This is a genomic window from Pseudomonas sp. GXZC (assembly GCF_026967615.1).
Lineage (GTDB): Bacteria > Pseudomonadota > Gammaproteobacteria > Pseudomonadales > Pseudomonadaceae > Aquipseudomonas > Aquipseudomonas azotoformans_A.
On record NZ_CP114115.1, the window covers coordinates 5,758,433 to 5,772,907 of the forward strand.

General features: G+C 61.2%; 11 protein-coding genes and 1 pseudogene. 8 read left to right on the top strand and 4 right to left on the bottom strand.

The window, feature by feature from the left end; all coding sequences use genetic code 11:
• The first annotated feature begins 194 nt into the window (after positions 1-194).
• Positions 195-1,124, top strand: a complete 930-nt coding sequence (locus OZ428_RS27240) for an AraC family transcriptional regulator (protein ID WP_016975491.1) — start codon at positions 195-197, stop codon at positions 1,122-1,124.
• Here the strand turns inward: OZ428_RS27240 and OZ428_RS27245 are convergent.
• The 4 genes from OZ428_RS27245 to edd are packed head-to-tail and all read right to left on the bottom strand — an operon-like array spanning position 1,121 to position 6,126.
• The gene (locus OZ428_RS27245; RefSeq protein ID WP_161630237.1) at positions 1,121-2,548 is read right to left on the bottom strand and encodes an ATP-binding protein; all 1,428 of its coding nucleotides are present in this window, start codon (positions 2,546-2,548) and stop codon (positions 1,121-1,123) included. The genes OZ428_RS27240 and OZ428_RS27245 overlap by 4 nt on opposite strands.
• 31 nt (positions 2,549-2,579) lie before the next feature.
• Complete coding sequence (locus OZ428_RS27250; RefSeq protein ID WP_016975493.1) at positions 2,580-3,314, bottom strand: response regulator; 735 nt, start codon at positions 3,312-3,314, stop codon at positions 2,580-2,582.
• Positions 3,315-3,346: 32 nt separating this feature from the next.
• Complete coding sequence (locus OZ428_RS27255; RefSeq protein ID WP_038845937.1) at positions 3,347-4,303, bottom strand: glucokinase; 957 nt, start codon at positions 4,301-4,303, stop codon at positions 3,347-3,349.
• Positions 4,300-6,126, bottom strand: a complete 1,827-nt coding sequence (edd, locus tag OZ428_RS27260; RefSeq protein WP_269131900.1) for a phosphogluconate dehydratase — start codon at positions 6,124-6,126, stop codon at positions 4,300-4,302. The genes OZ428_RS27255 and edd overlap by 4 nt, the downstream gene beginning before the upstream one ends.
• A gap of 221 nt (positions 6,127-6,347) precedes the next feature.
• Here edd and gap point away from each other — a divergent pair, with 221 nt between their 5' ends.
• The 7 genes and pseudogenes from gap to OZ428_RS34785 all read left to right on the top strand — a co-directional run.
• Positions 6,348-7,349, top strand: a complete 1,002-nt coding sequence (gene gap, locus OZ428_RS27265) for a type I glyceraldehyde-3-phosphate dehydrogenase (protein ID WP_038845935.1) — start codon at positions 6,348-6,350, stop codon at positions 7,347-7,349.
• Positions 7,350-7,435: 86 nt separating this feature from the next.
• Positions 7,436-7,954, top strand: coding sequence for an RNA polymerase sigma factor (locus OZ428_RS27270; protein ID WP_033898538.1), 519 nt, complete (start codon positions 7,436-7,438; stop codon positions 7,952-7,954).
• 74 nt (positions 7,955-8,028) lie between these two features.
• Positions 8,029-8,997: a FecR family protein gene (locus OZ428_RS27275; RefSeq protein WP_269131901.1), complete on the top strand. Its 969-nt coding sequence runs from the start codon at positions 8,029-8,031 to the stop codon at positions 8,995-8,997.
• A gap of 115 nt (positions 8,998-9,112) precedes the next feature.
• Entirely contained in the window at positions 9,113-11,686 is a 2,574-nt protein-coding gene (locus OZ428_RS27280) for a TonB-dependent receptor (protein WP_269131902.1), read from the top strand.
• Positions 11,687-11,819: 133 nt separating this feature from the next.
• Positions 11,820-12,428 (top strand): biliverdin-producing heme oxygenase, encoded by a 609-nt coding sequence (locus OZ428_RS27285; protein ID WP_269131903.1) that lies wholly within the window; start codon positions 11,820-11,822, stop codon positions 12,426-12,428.
• Positions 12,429-12,596: 168 nt separating this feature from the next.
• Positions 12,597-12,998, top strand: a complete 402-nt coding sequence (locus tag OZ428_RS27290) for a YbaN family protein (protein ID WP_269131904.1) — start codon at positions 12,597-12,599, stop codon at positions 12,996-12,998.
• 280 nt (positions 12,999-13,278) lie between these two features.
• A pseudogene (locus tag OZ428_RS34785) lies at positions 13,279-14,418 on the top strand (PDC sensor domain-containing protein); the annotation flags it as partial.
• Positions 14,419-14,475: the final 57 nt, after the last annotated feature.

Consider the following 14,475-nt stretch of genomic DNA (forward strand, 5'->3'; position numbering starts at 1 on the left):
CGTAGAGAGGACGTCTGGCGCAGCTGTTTTATTCCATGGGCCAACGCCTTGTTTCAGGGAGATGACAGGCGTTGCGATTGCCTGATTCACGATGCGCCGCAGGATCAGGCAAGGATTGTGCAGAATCGACGTAACACTTTTTGAAAAGCCGCCGCTAAGCTGAGCCCATCGAAGTAGCCAGTAGAGGACGCTCCATGTCGTCGCCCGAACATAAAGCCATCCCCCTCGATGCCGAGATGGAAAAGCAGCGCGCCGAACTGGCCAGCATCGTGCACCGGCACACCTGGGAGGACGGCTCCTACGGTACCGCCATCACCACCTTGTTCCTGAACCGCCACAACACGCCGCGTGACTTCATGCCGGTGTTGGTGGAGCCCGCTCTGTGCATCCTGGCCAGCGGCAGCAAGGAAGTGCGCCTGGCTGACGAGATCTTTGCCTACGACCCACTCAATTACCTGGTGTTCTCGGTAGCGATGCCGGTGGCTGGGCGGATCATCGAGGCCACCCCGGAAGACCCGAACCTGTCGGTGCGCATCAATATCGACCCGGCGCAGCTCACGGCCTTGATCGCGGAAGCAGGCCCGATGGGCGTGCCGTCGCGTCCGACGTCCCGTGGCATGTATGTCGACCGTATCGACGGCCAACTGCTCGACGCCGTGCTGCGCCTGGCGCGCCTGCTGGACTCGCCCAAAGACATCGCCATGCTGGCGCCGCTGATCAACCGCGAAATTCTTTATCGCCTGTTGCGGGGTCCACAGGGTTATCGCCTGTATGAAATCGCCGTGGCCAACAGTCAGAGCCATCGGGTCAGCCAGGCGATCAAGTGGTTGAACGGCAACTACGAGCAACCGCTGCGCATCGACGACCTGGCCAAGGAAGTGAACCTGAGCGTCTCGACCTTGCACCACCGCTTCAAGGCGATCACCGCCATGAGCCCGTTGCAGTACCAGAAGCAACTGCGCTTGCAGGAAGCGCGGCGGTTGATGATCGCCGAAGGGTTGGAAGCGTCGGCGGCCGGGTATCGCGTGGGGTATGAAAGCCCTTCGCAGTTCAGCCGCGAATACAGCCGGTTGTTTGGGGCGCCCCCCCTCAGAGATTTGGCCCGGCTGCGCCAGAGCATTTAGTCGAGCGTGCGCGGCAGTTGCAGGGTCACCCGCAACCCACCCTCACGCAAATTCTGCAAACTCACTTCCCCGCCATGGCTATGGGCAATGTTGCGCGCAATCCCCAGCCCCAGTCCGTAGCCCTGTTGCTGCCCGGCCAGGCGGAAGTGCGGTTCGAAGACTTGCTCCAGGCGTTGCTCGGGTACGCCGGGGCCTTCGTCATCCACATGCAGGATAAATTCCACGCCGTCGTCTTCGATGCGCAGATGGGCGTTCTGCCCGTACTTCAATGCGTTGTCGATCAGGTTGCCGATGCAACGCTTGAGCGCCAGCGGCTTGCCCGGATACGTCGTCAACGCCCGGCCATGCTGGGTCACGCGACCATTGCCGTTCGGCGCCAGGTACGGTTCCACCAGGCAGTCGAGCACATGGTTCAGGTCGACCGGTTCGATGTTTTCGTGGATATCCGTGTCTTTCACGCATTGCAGCGCGCCCTTCACCAACAACTCCAACTCATCCAGGTCGCGGCCGAACTTGGTTTGCAGGTTCTCGTCTTCCAGCAATTCCACACGCAGGCGCAGACGGGTGATCGGTGTGCGCAAGTCGTGGGAAATCGCGCTGAACAACTGGCTGCGCTCGGTCAGGTAACGGCTGATGCGCTCGCGCATGGCATTGAACGCCCGCCCCACTTCCACCACTTCGCTGCCGCCACCTTCGGCCACCGGCTCTACGTCGGCGCCCAGCGACATGTCCCGCGCGGCCCGCGCCAAGCGCTTGAGAGGGCGACTTTGCCAGTGCACCAGCAGGCCGATGAACAGCAACAGGAAACCGCTGGTCAGCACGATAAACCACACCTGCTGGGACGGCAGGCCTTGTTCTTCCAGACTGGTGTAGGGCTCGGGTAGTAGCGAGGCGATGTACAGCCATTCGCCGGGCGCGAGCTGGATCTGAGTGACCAGCACCGGCGGGTTTACCGGCTCAAGGGTCAATGCGTAGTGGGCCCATGAACGCGGCAATTCATCGAGTTTCAGGCCGGCATTGAAGATGCGCAGGTCTTCGGCGCTGACGAACTCCACCGAGATATGCACATCGGCGCCGAGGGTTTGTTTCAGCACTTCATCGACCGCTTCGAGCACCGCTTGTTTGCGCGGGGTCTGCGGCAGGATGGCCATGTCCAAGGGGCGATCATTGAGGGTCACGACAAAACGCGTGCCGCCCATGCTGCGCAATTGATCGAGGACCAACGGACGGTAGGCCACCGGCAACGAACGGAAATAACTCACGCTGGCGGTCATCGAATGCGCCAGGCTGCGGGCGCTGGTGACCAGGCCTTCGAGCTGGGTGGCGCGCAACTGCGAGACCCAGATCACGCTGGACAGCGCCTGGGCAAACAACACTGCCAGCAGCGTCAGCAACAGCATGCGCCCCAGCAAAGAACGGGGCACCGGGAAGCGGCGGCGACGCTCAGTCAGATGTTCAGTGGGCATTGCCGGCAACCACGCTGGCTGCCAGTTGATAACCGCTGCCGCGCACGGTACGGATCAGCCTCGGGGGTTTTTCAGTGTCGCGCAGGCGTTGGCGCAAGCGGCTGACGGCCATGTCGACGATACGGTCCAGCGGCATCAGGTCACGGCCACGGGTGGCGTTGCCGATGGTGTCGCGGTCGAGGATCTGCTGCGGGTGGTCGAGAAACAATTTGAGCAGGGCGAAATCGGCCCCGGAAAGGATCACTTCCTCGCCATCCACATGGAACAGGCGGTGGCTGATCATATCCAGGCGCCATTCATCAAACACCAACACTTCGCCACCACTGCTGCGTTCCTGGCCAAACTGGCAGCGACGCAACAGGGCTTTGATCCGCGCCTGCAACTCGCGGGGGCTGAAAGGCTTGCCGATGTAGTCGTCGGCGCCCAGCTCCAGACCGATCACGCGGTCGGCCTCGTCGGAGCTGGCGGTGAGCATGATGATCGGCACCTGCGCCTGACGCGGGTGCTGGCGAATCCAGCGGCAAAGGCTGAAACCGTCTTCGTCCGGCAACATCACATCGAGGATGACCAGGTCGCATGGCGCCTCGTTCATCGCTTGGCGGAACCCCGCGCCATCCGGCACGCCACGCACCTGGAAACCGGCGCGACTGAGGTAGGTCTGCAGCAATTCGCGGATTTCCTGGTCGTCGTCGACGAGGAGAATCGATTTACTGATTACGCTCACGGGGTCCTCCTTGTTGTTATAAGTGTTGCAGGTCAGGCAAACGCCTGTTCCAACGCGACGCCGGCCCCGGTCAACCCGGAATACGGCGCGGTTACCAACCACACCGGAATGCCCTTGAAGTAGTCGCTCATGCAGCCTTTGTCACTGAAACTCTTGGCAAAGCCACTGTTGATAAAGAAGTCGGCAAACCTCGGTATCACCCCGCCTACGATGTACACGCCACCGCGTCCACCGGTGGTCAGCACATTGTTGCCGGCGACGCGGCCCAGCCAGATGCTGAACTGGTCCAATACTTCCATCGCCACCGGGTCGCCGGCCAAGCCTGCGGCCGTGATGGCCTCGGGGGTTTCCAGTACCGGCGTGTGGCCGTCGACCGCGCAAATGGCACGGTACAGACGCGGCAAGCCGCCACCGCTCAAGGCAGTTTCGGCGCTGACGTGGCCGATCTCAGTGTAGATGTGCTGCCACAGCTGGGTTTCACGCGGGCTGCTCAGGGGCAGATCGACATGCCCGCCCTCCCCCGGCAACGCCGCAAAACGACCTGCGCCGAGGTCCAGCAGCGTCCCGACTCCCAGGCCTGTGCCAGGGCCAATCACTACCGCCGGGCGCAACGGCTCCGGCGTACCCTCGCAAACCACACGGAATTCGTCGGGCTTGAGGCGGGTCATGCCCAGGGCCATGGCCGAGAAGTCATTGACCAGCAGCAATTCATCGACCTGCAACGTCTTGCAAAACGCAGTCTTGCTTAGGCGCCAGTGGTTGTTGGTGAATTTAAATTCATCGCCGCTCACCGGCCCGGCCACCGACAGGCACACCGCACCGATGTCGCCGATTTGCAGGCCTTCCTCGTTGAGGTAAACCTTGATCGCGTCTTCAGGGCTGGAGTGATCCGCCGTGGCATGCACGCGGATCGAATGCAGTTCCTGATCGCGCCACAACGCGAAACGGGCGTTGGTGCCCCCTATATCACCGACCAGCGCAAGCTTCACTTAAGCGTCTCCAAGGCAGAGGTAAAGGCGCTGGCGCCCTGCTCTGCGGAGCTTGCGGCCAAGCGCATAAATGCAAACAGCTCGCGACCGGCCCCCACGTTATTACCCAACAGGCCCGTGGCAGGCGCGCGCGATGCAAATTCGTCGGCGTCCACCTTAAGCTCCAAGGTGCCCTTCACGCCATCCACGCGAATGATATCGCCATCGCGCACCCGCGCCAGCGGCCCGCCGCTCTGGGCTTCGGGGTTGACGTGAATCGCGGCGGGGATCTTACCCGACGCGCCGGACATACGCCCGTCTGTTACCAGTGCGACTTTGAAGCCACGGTCCTGCAACACGCCGAGGAACGGCGTCATCTTGTGCAATTCGGGCATGCCATTGGAGCGCGGGCCCTGGAAGCGCATGACGGCGACGAAGTCTTTTTCCAGCTGGCCGGCCTTGAACGCGTCGGCCAGGTCTTGCTGGTCCTGGAACACCACCGCCGGTGCTTCAACAATCTGATGCTCAGGGGCAACGGCAGACACCTTCATCACGCCGCGACCGAGGTTGCCTTCCATCACGCGCAAGCCGCCCTCCGGCGAGAACGCACGGGCCACCGGGCGCAGGATGCTTTCATCGAGGCTTTCGATCGGGCCATCGCGCCAGATCAGTTCGCCGTCGACCAGGAAGGGCTCCTGGGTGTAGCGGCTCAGGCCCTTACCGGCCACGGTGTTGACGTCTTCATGGAGCAGGCCGGCTTCGAGCAGTTCGCGGATCAGGAACGACATGCCGCCCGCCGCCTGGAAGTGGTTGATGTCGGCCTTGCCGTTTGGATACACGTGGGACAGGGTCGGCACCACCTCGGAGAGGTCGGCCATGTCGTCCCAAGTGAGGATGATGCCCGCCGACATGGCGATGGCCGGCATGTGCAGGGTGTGGTTGGTCGAACCGCCGGTGGCGTTGAGGGCGATGATGGAGTTGACGATGGATTTCTCGTCGACGATCTCGCCGATCGGCATGAAGCTGCCGTTGGCTTTGGTCAGGCGCGTGACCTGGTGCGCGGCTTCGCGGGTCAGCGCATCACGCAGCGGCGTGTACGGGTTGACGAACGAGGCGCCCGGCAGGTGCAGGCCCATCACTTCCATCAGCAGCTGGTTGGTGTTGGCGGTGCCGTAGAAGGTGCAGGTGCCGGGGCTGTGATAGGACTTCATCTCCGATTCCAGCAGCTCTTCGCGAGTGGCCTTACCTTCGGCATAACGCTGGCGCACGTCGGCTTTCTGCTTGTTGGAGATGCCCGACGGCATCGGGCCGCCCGGCACGAAGATCATCGGCAGGTGGCCGTAGCGCAACGCGCCCATCATCAGGCCGGGGACGATCTTGTCGCAAATGCCCAGCATCAGCGCGGCATCGAACATGTTGTGGGACAGCGCTACCGCCGTGGACATGGCAATGACTTCACGGCTGAGCAGGCTCAACTCCATGCCCGGCTCGCCCTGGGTCACGCCGTCACACATGGCAGGGGTGCCGCCGGCGAACTGGCCGACCGAGCCGACTTCGCGCAAGGCTTTCTTGATTTGTTCAGGGAAATGCTCGTACGGCTGGTGCGCCGAGAGCATGTCGTTATATGACGAAACAATTGCCACGTTGGCGGCATTCATCATGCGCAGACTATTTTTATCTTCAGTGCCGCAACCGGCCACGCCGTGGGCGAAGTTGGCGCATTGCAGCTTGCCGCGCATCGGACCGTCGCTGGCTGCGCCGCGAATGAGCGCAAGGTAGGCCTCGCGGGTGGCGCGGCTACGGGCGATAAGCCGTTCGGTGACCTCAAGAACGCGGGGATGCATGTGTAGAACTCCAGGCTAACGGATGTGGCGACCTGAGTGTCTATGCTGATCAAACGCCCGCAGCGCATGGGATGGCAGGGAGTCGTTTGGATCATCGGACCAGTTGATTCAGGTCACTCGTTGTAGATTGAACAAAATATTGCCACTAAAAAGGCTTGTTTTCTATTTTTATGCGAATAATCTTGTAATTCTTACAACAAATCGACGACAGGCACTTTCCAATGACTCTTCGTATCGCAATCAATGGTTTTGGCCGTATCGGCCGTAATGTCCTGCGCGCACTGTATACCCAAGGCTACCGCCAGGATTTGCAGATCGTCGCCATCAACGATCTGGGCGACAGTTCGATCAACGCCCACCTGCTCAAATACGACACCGTGCATGGCACTTTCGACGCAGAGGTCGCCCACGATCAGGAAAGCCTGACCGTCAATGGTGACCGGATTGCCGTCAGTGCCATTCGCAACCCCGCCGACCTGCCGTGGGCTGCGCACAAGATCGACGTGGTGTTCGAATGCACCGGTCTGTTCACCGACCGTGACAAGGCTGCCGCCCATATTACCGCCGGCGCGCGCAAGGTGATCATCTCGGCACCGGCCAAGGGCGCGGACGCCACCGTGGTCTACGGTGTGAACCACGACATTCTGCGCCAATCCCACCAGATCATCTCCAACGCGTCGTGCACCACCAACTGCCTGGCGCCTGTGGCCCAGGTGCTGCACCGCGAGCTGGGCATCGAAAGTGGCCTGATGACCACGATTCACGCCTACACCAACGACCAGAACCTGACCGATGTCTACCACACCGACCCGTACCGCGCGCGTTCGGCCACCCAGAACATGATCCCGAGCAAGACCGGCGCAGCTGAAGCCGTCGGCCTGGTGCTGCCGGAACTGGCGGGCAAGCTGACCGGCATGGCAGTGCGTGTCCCGGTGATCAACGTGTCGCTGGTGGACCTCACCGTGCAGTTGAAGAAAGAAGCCACTGCCGAACAGGTCAATGCGTTGCTCAAGGATGCCAGCCAGCATTCCAAGATCCTCGGTTACAACACCTTGCCGCTGGTTTCCAGCGACTTCAACCACAACCCGTTGTCGTCGATCTTCGACGCCAATCACACCAAGGTCAGTGGCAAGTTGCTGAAAGTGCTGGCTTGGTATGACAACGAGTGGGGCTTCTCCAACCGTATGCTGGATAACTGCCTGGCGCTGTGTAACGCCGAGTAAGCCAAAACAGGCTCACAGAAATAGCTACTTGCCATTTGAGTTGATGATAAGCATTATCATTCACTGCAAATCGGTCTGGTATCACTGTGAGCCAATCTCGCTTCAACCATGTTTTTCTCACCCAACGGGTGGTTCTGCTTCGCACCTTGCAGCGGATGGTGAATAACCACAGCACCGCCGAGGACCTGTTGCAGGAAACCTACCTGCGCGTGACTCGGGCCCTGAGCGAGCGGCCGATCGATCACCTTGAACCTTTTGTCTATCAGACGGCGCGCAACCTGGCGCTGGATCATCTGCGCGCGCGCAGAATCCAGGCCCGCACGCTGCAGGAAGATGTCCCGCTGGATGTCCTGCAAAGTGTCGCGGCCCCCATCAGCACCCCCGAAGATGCCACCCAGGCCGAGCAAATGCTTGAAGCCTTGAGCGTCAGCCTGGGCCAGTTGAGCGCCCGCCAACAGCAGATCTTCATCCTCAGCCGCCTGCATGGTTGCAGCTACCAAGAGATTGCCGATCAGCTGGAAGTGTCCTTGAGCACCGTGCAAAAGGAACTCAAATTGATCATGGCCATCTGTGTAGGTGTGGCCGAACGGCTGGATCGGCCTTAAGCTTCACCCGAAAGAAGCGTCGACCCAGGCTGTAGGAAAGTTGAATAGAACGTGGCGAAGACCCGAGGAACACCGTGACGGACCCGAATAAACTGCAGCCCCATGAGCTGGCTCATGAGGTGTTGCAAGACACGGCTATGGACCAAGCCCTCGACTGGCTGATCGCCTTGCAGTGCCCGCAACCCGGGCAGCAAGCCGAATTCGAAGCCTGGCTGGCCAGCGATCCCGCCCACGTTCATGCTTTCGCCAAGGCCCAGGCCGCCTGGGGTGGCGCGCCGGTGCACAGTGCCGCCGTCGCACTGGCCGTACCGCGCAAGCCCAGCGCCTGGCGCCGCATCAAACCGCATTGGAAACCACTGGCTACCGCCGCCGTGCTGCTGATCGGCCTGTTTAGCTTCAGCAACCTGCCGGTACGCCTGCAAGCCGACCACCTCACCGTGGTGGGCGAACGCCAGCGCCTGCAACTGGACGACGGCTCCAAGGTGCTGCTGAACACCAACTCGGCGTTTTCCAGCAGTATCAGGGACCACCAGCGTATCGCCCGCCTGTACCAGGGCGAGGCGTTTTTCGAAATCGTGCCCAGCCACGGCCTGCCCCTGGAAATCGACGCCGGCCCTGTCCGTGCCAGCGTGCGCGATACGGCTTTCGCCGTGCGTTACCTGAATGGCGAAGCCCAGGTGCAAGTGCAACGCGGCGATGTCGACCTGAGCAACACCTTCGATGATGCCCGCGTGCGCCTGAGCGCCGGTGAAAGCATCCGCATCGGGCCCAAGGGCTTCGGCCAGCCGGCCAAGCTGGACGCCAACAAGGACCTGGCCTGGGTGCAAGGACGGCTGATTTTCGAAAACTGCCCGATGAGCGAAGTGCTCGCCGAGTTGCGTCGCTATTACCCGGGTTGGATCGTCAACACCAATGACCAACTGGCCAGTGTCGCCGTCACCGGCAACTATCGCCTCGACCAGCCTCTGGATGTGGTGCGATCCCTGGCCCACATCACTTCGGCCAAGCTGTCGGAATACCCGGCGCTGGTGATCTTGAACTAAATGAGAATTATTTTTACTCGATAGCTGAGGGTGGTACGTCTCGTCTTAGCCAATGCAACTGATTCCTATTTGTTTCAGTTCGCAACTATAAGATTCGTACCCCGGAGCGCTCTCGATGTCCTCTTGTTTCAACCGCCGGTCCTCTTCGCCCGTCCTGTCCTTGCTGACGGCCGCCATTCTGCTGGCCGGTGCGCCAGTGATGAGCGCCACCGCCGCCGAACCTGCTGCGCGCAGTCACGGCAACTACAACTTCAGCATCGAGCAGCAATCGCTGGTCTCGGCCCTCAACGCCTTTACCGCCGTGACCGGCTGGCAAGTCGGCCTGCCCGCTGAGTTGGGCCAGGGTGTGTCGTCCCCTGGCGTGCGCGGCCCGCTGCCGCCGGAAAAAGCCCTGGACCGGCTGTTGGTGGGGACCAACCTGAGCTATCGCAAACTGGGCAGCAACAACATCGTCCTGGAAAAACGCGCAGCAGGCAGCACCCTCAACCTGCAACAGGTGACCATCAGCGCCACTCGCAATGAGCAGGACGTGAGCAGCGTACCGAGCACCGTCAGCGTGCATGACCGCGAAGAGCTGGACCGCCAGAACGTCAACACCATCCGCGAGCTGGTGCGCTATGAGCCCGGCGTTTCGGTCGGTGGCGCCGGCACCCGCGCCGGTAACGCCGGTTTCAACATTCGCGGCATCGACGGCGACCGCATCCTCACCCAGGTCGATGGCGTGGAAGTGCCGGACAACTTCTTCAACGGCCCCTACGCCAAGACCCGTCGCAACTACGTCGACCCGGAAATCGTCAAGCGCGTCGAGATCCTGCGCGGTCCGGCCTCGGCCCTGTACGGCAGCAGCGCCATTGGCGGTGCAGTGAGTTACTTCACCCTCGACCCGGACGACATCATCAAGCCTGGCCAGGACGTCGGCGCCCGTCTCAAGACCGGCTACAGCTCCGCCGATGAAAGCTGGCTGACCTCCGGCACCTTCGCTGGTCGCGTGCAGGACTTCGACGGCTTGCTGCACCTGAGCCAGCGCAACGGTCATGAAATGGAGTCCTACGACGGCAACAACGCCACCGGCCTGGCCCGTACCGGCGCCAACCCGGAAGACGCGCGCACCACCAACATCCTGGCCAAGCTGGGCTGGAATTATGGTGAAGACAATCGCCTCGGCCTGACCTACGAGAAGTACAAGGACGATCGCGACACTAACCAGAAGAACGCCATAGGCGGGCCGTTCAACACCGGTGCCCCCGTCTCCCCCAACCTGTACCGCGCACGCTCGGGCAACGACACCATCACCCGTGAGCGCTTCGGCCTGGAAAACAGCTTCGCGCTCGAATCGCCGATTGCCGACCGCATCAAGACCAGCCTCAACTATCAGATTGCCAAGACCGACCAGACCACCGCCGAGATCTATCAGGCAGGCCGTCGCGTGCTGCGGACCCGCGATACGCTCTACCAGGAAAAACAATGGGTATTCGATGCCCAACTGGACAAGGCCTTCAGCATCGGCGAGACCGATCACCAGGTGACCTACGGCACCACCCTCAAGCAGCAGAAAGTCACCGGTTCCCGTGAAGGTGCCGCCACCTGCCTGGCCGTCGGCAGCGGTTGTACCGCCATCGGCGCCCCCAGCCCGTCCGCCACAGACAGCGTGAGAAAGGCCAGCGACTTCCCGGACCCGACCATCAATACCTATTCGCTGTTTGCCCAGGACCAGATCGCCTGGAACAACTGGACCTTCCTGCCCAGCGTTCGCTATGACTACACCCAGCTCAAACCCAAGCTGACCGAGGACTTCCTCAACGCCACCGACCCGAACCGGATCTACCCACACGACGACGACACCAAGACCTGGCACCGTGTTTCGCCGAAATTCGGCCTGACCTACGCGCTGACTGACCACTACACCTGGTTCGGCCAATACGCCGAAGGTTTCCGCACGCCGTCAGCCAAGGCCCTGTACGGCCGCTTTGAGAATATCCAGCAAGGGTACGTGGTCGAGCCAAACCCGAGCCTCAAGCCGGAAACCAGCAAAGGCATCGAGACCGGGATTCGCGGTAACTTCGACGCGGGTAACTTCGATGTCGCAGTGTTCTACAACAAGTACAAAGACTTCATCGACGAGGACAACACCTCTGTCGCCCCCACCGGGACGATCTTCCAGCCGTTCAACATCAAGCGCGCCACCATCAAGGGCATCGAAGCCAAGGGCCGCATGAACCTGGACGCGTTTGGCGCGCCCCAAGGCCTGTACACCCAAGGTGCGGTGGCGTACGCCTATGGCCGCAACGATGAGACCGGCGAACCTCTCAACAGCGTCAACCCGCTCAAGGGCGTGTTCGGTCTGGGTTACGACCAGGAACAATACGGCGCGTTGGTCAGTTGGACACTGGTCAAAAAACAGAACCGCGTCGACAGCACCACCTTCTTCTCGCCAGACGGCGACAAGTCCAAGGGCCCGTTCAAGACCCCAGGCTTTGGCATCGTCGACCTGACCGGCTTCTACAAGGTCACCAACGACGTGACCATCAATGGCGGCCTCTACAACCTCACCGACAAGAAGTACTGGAACTGGGACGACGTACGCAGCTACGACGGCGTCGGCGAAGCCGGCGTGACCTCCCCGGCCAACCTCGACCGCCTGACCCAGCCGGGTCGCAACTTTGCGATCAACCTGATCTGGGACATCTGATCCGCCCCACTCACCTCGTCGAAATTTCATCGACGAGGTGAGGATTTTTTACTGTACCGCGTCTTCTTGTTCGTCTAGTTGATAACAGCTCTCTTTAGGGCACCCAGGCGCTCCCCTTCTCAAGGACTTTTTCATGACCGCTTCTCCAACCGCAGAACGCCCAAACCTTCGCTCCCAGCGCCTGAACCAGATCACCAATGAACCACACACCAAGCTTGACGCCCTGGTCAAAGCCCACGCGCCGTTTGAAACCCAGGCCAATTTCGCCCGCTTCGTGGTCGCGCAGTACCTGTTCCAGTCGGAACTGGTAGCGCTGTACAACGATGCCGAGCTGATCAAGATCGTGCCGGACCTGGCCGAGCGTTGCCGCGCCGAAGCCGCCAAGCTGGACCTGGGCGACCTCGACACCGAAGTGCCTGCACCGGTCGCCGGTGCCGTGAAGAGCCCGAGCAAAGCCGAAGCCCTGGGCTGGCTGTTCGTGTCCGAAGGCTCCAAGCTGGGCGCTGCGTTCCTGATCAAGCGCGCCGTGGGCCTGGGCCTGAGCGAAACCTTCGGTGCCCGTCACCTGGGTGAGCCCGCCGGTGGTCGTGCCGAAGGCTGGAAGCGCTTCACCCGTACGCTCGATGCCCTGGAATTCAGCGCCGAAGAAGAGGCTGCGGTGGAAAAAGGCGCAATCGACGCGTTTGTACGCTTCACCGTCTTGCTGGAACAAGCGTACGCTAGCGCCCCTGAACTGGCGTAATGTTCCGGTAGAAACCGGATCAATGTGGGAGCTGGCTTGCCTGCGATAGCGGTGCGTCAGATATAGATGCACTGACTGACATACTGCTATCGCAGGCAAGCCAGCTCCCACACTTGATTGCATTCCAGCTCAGATAATCTGCATTTTCCCTACCAGATAAGCTTCACCATGACTCGCAAAACCCAATCCACCTCGAAAATCGCCCGGATCCTCTTCGGCCTGCTGGCCTACGTCAGCCTGGGCATCGGGCTGGTGGCGATTGTCGTGCCGGGGTTGCCCACCACCGAATTCATTCTGCTCGCCGCCTGGGCCGCCACCAAAAGCTCACCGCGCCTCAGCGCCTGGCTGGAAAACCACCGGCTGTTCGGGCCCATCCTGTTCAACTGGCGCAACGGCAAGATCATCGCCCGCCGCGCCAAAGTCAGTGCCACGGTGAGCATGCTGTTGTGCGCCATCCTGATGCTGGTGATGCTTGATCACGGCTGGCCGATCTACCTGGCGATCGCCGGGATGAGCCTGGGCAACCTGTGGATCTGGTCACGCCCGGAACGGCTCGCAGCGCCCGTATAACGGCGCGTGTAGGGTTTTTACTACCGCTCATCGCCTCTCTCTCATGAATTGATTCATGACGCCGATGTTTCAGACATAGCGCTGAATGGACTTGGCCTGCACTGCGTGCCTTCCAACAAGTCCATTCGTGAGTGAACCTATGTTCGACACCCTCTCCATTCGCTTGAAAATCGTGTTGCTGTCGGGCCTTTGCCTGTTGGGGGTGATCGCGCTGGTCGTCGGCATCAACATCTACAACACCAACCAGAACGATCAACTGGTCAGCGACTCCAGTTCGCGCATGCTCACCGCCAGCGTTGAGCAATTGCTGCAGGCCAAGGCTGCCGAGCAAGCGGTGCAGTTGCAGAAAACCTTCGGCGACAGCCTGGTGGCCGTGACCGCGCTGGCCGACCAGATCAAGGACTTGCGCAAGCTGGCCACCCAGCGCGGGCTTGAAGCTGGGGCGTTGCGCGAGGCGCTCAACCAGAGCCTGAAAACCGCCTTTGACCGTAACAATAAGGTGTTGGGCATCTGGCTTTCATTCGAGCCCAATGGCCTGGACGGCAAGGACAGCGAGTTCATCGACGACAAAGCCCGCGTCTCCAACGAAAAAGGCCGCTTCTCCAGTTACTGGAGCCGCGCCGCAGGCGAAGGCCTGAACACCATCATGGTCGAGGACGACTTGACCAAGACCACCCTCAACCTCAGCGGCACGCCCTACAACATTTGGTACACCTGCCCACGCGACACGCGTAACACTTGCCTGCTGGACCCGTACGAAGACACCGTGGCCGGCAAACCCGTGTTGATGACGACCATCTCGCTGCCGCTGATCGTGGACGGCAAGGTTATCGGCGTGGTGGGCGTCGACATTGCCCTGAATGCGTTGCAAGCCACCACTGATATCGCACAGAAAGACCTGTTCAATGGCGCCGCGCACCTGGAAATCCTTTCAAGCACCGGCCTGATCGCGGCCTACAGCGGTGAGCCGGCCAAGGTCGGCAAGAACCTGATCGACACCCTTGGCGCCGAAGGCAAGGAAATCGTGCAGTTGCTGGCCAGTGATAACCGCATGATCCGCGAACAGGACGGCACCATTCGGGCCGTGTACCCGGTCAAGCCGATTGCCGACGCCAAAGCCTGGGGCGTGGTGATCAAGCTGCCCAAAGACGTGATGCTCGCCGATAACGTGAAACTGCAAGGCGTACTCGACGACGCCCAGGCCGCCGGCACCCTCAAGGCGCTGCTGGTGGCCGCCGCGGCCGGCTTGCTGGGCCTGCTGCTGATCTGGCTGACCGCCACCGGCGTAACTCGCCCAATCAACAGCGTGGCCGCCATGCTCAAAGACATCGCCAGCGGCGACGGCGACCTGACTCAACGCCTGGCTTACGCCAAGAAGGACGAATTGGGTGAACTGGTCAACTGGTTCAACCGCTTCCTCGACAAGCTGCAACCGACCATCGCCCAGATCAAGCAAAGCATCACCGAAGCCCGTGGC

Coding starts and splice junctions, on each gene's coding strand:
- edd (WP_269131900.1), bottom strand. CDS start 6,126: ATGCATCCCCGCGTTCTTGAGGTCACCGAACGGCTTATCGCCCGTAGC.
- OZ428_RS27290 (WP_269131904.1), top strand. CDS start 12,597: ATGACTCGCAAAACCCAATCCACCTCGAAAATCGCCCGGATCCTCTTC.
- gap (WP_038845935.1), top strand. CDS start 6,348: ATGACTCTTCGTATCGCAATCAATGGTTTTGGCCGTATCGGCCGTAAT.
- OZ428_RS27240 (WP_016975491.1), top strand. CDS start 195: ATGTCGTCGCCCGAACATAAAGCCATCCCCCTCGATGCCGAGATGGAA.
- OZ428_RS27285 (WP_269131903.1), top strand. CDS start 11,820: ATGACCGCTTCTCCAACCGCAGAACGCCCAAACCTTCGCTCCCAGCGC.
- OZ428_RS27280 (WP_269131902.1), top strand. CDS start 9,113: ATGTCCTCTTGTTTCAACCGCCGGTCCTCTTCGCCCGTCCTGTCCTTG.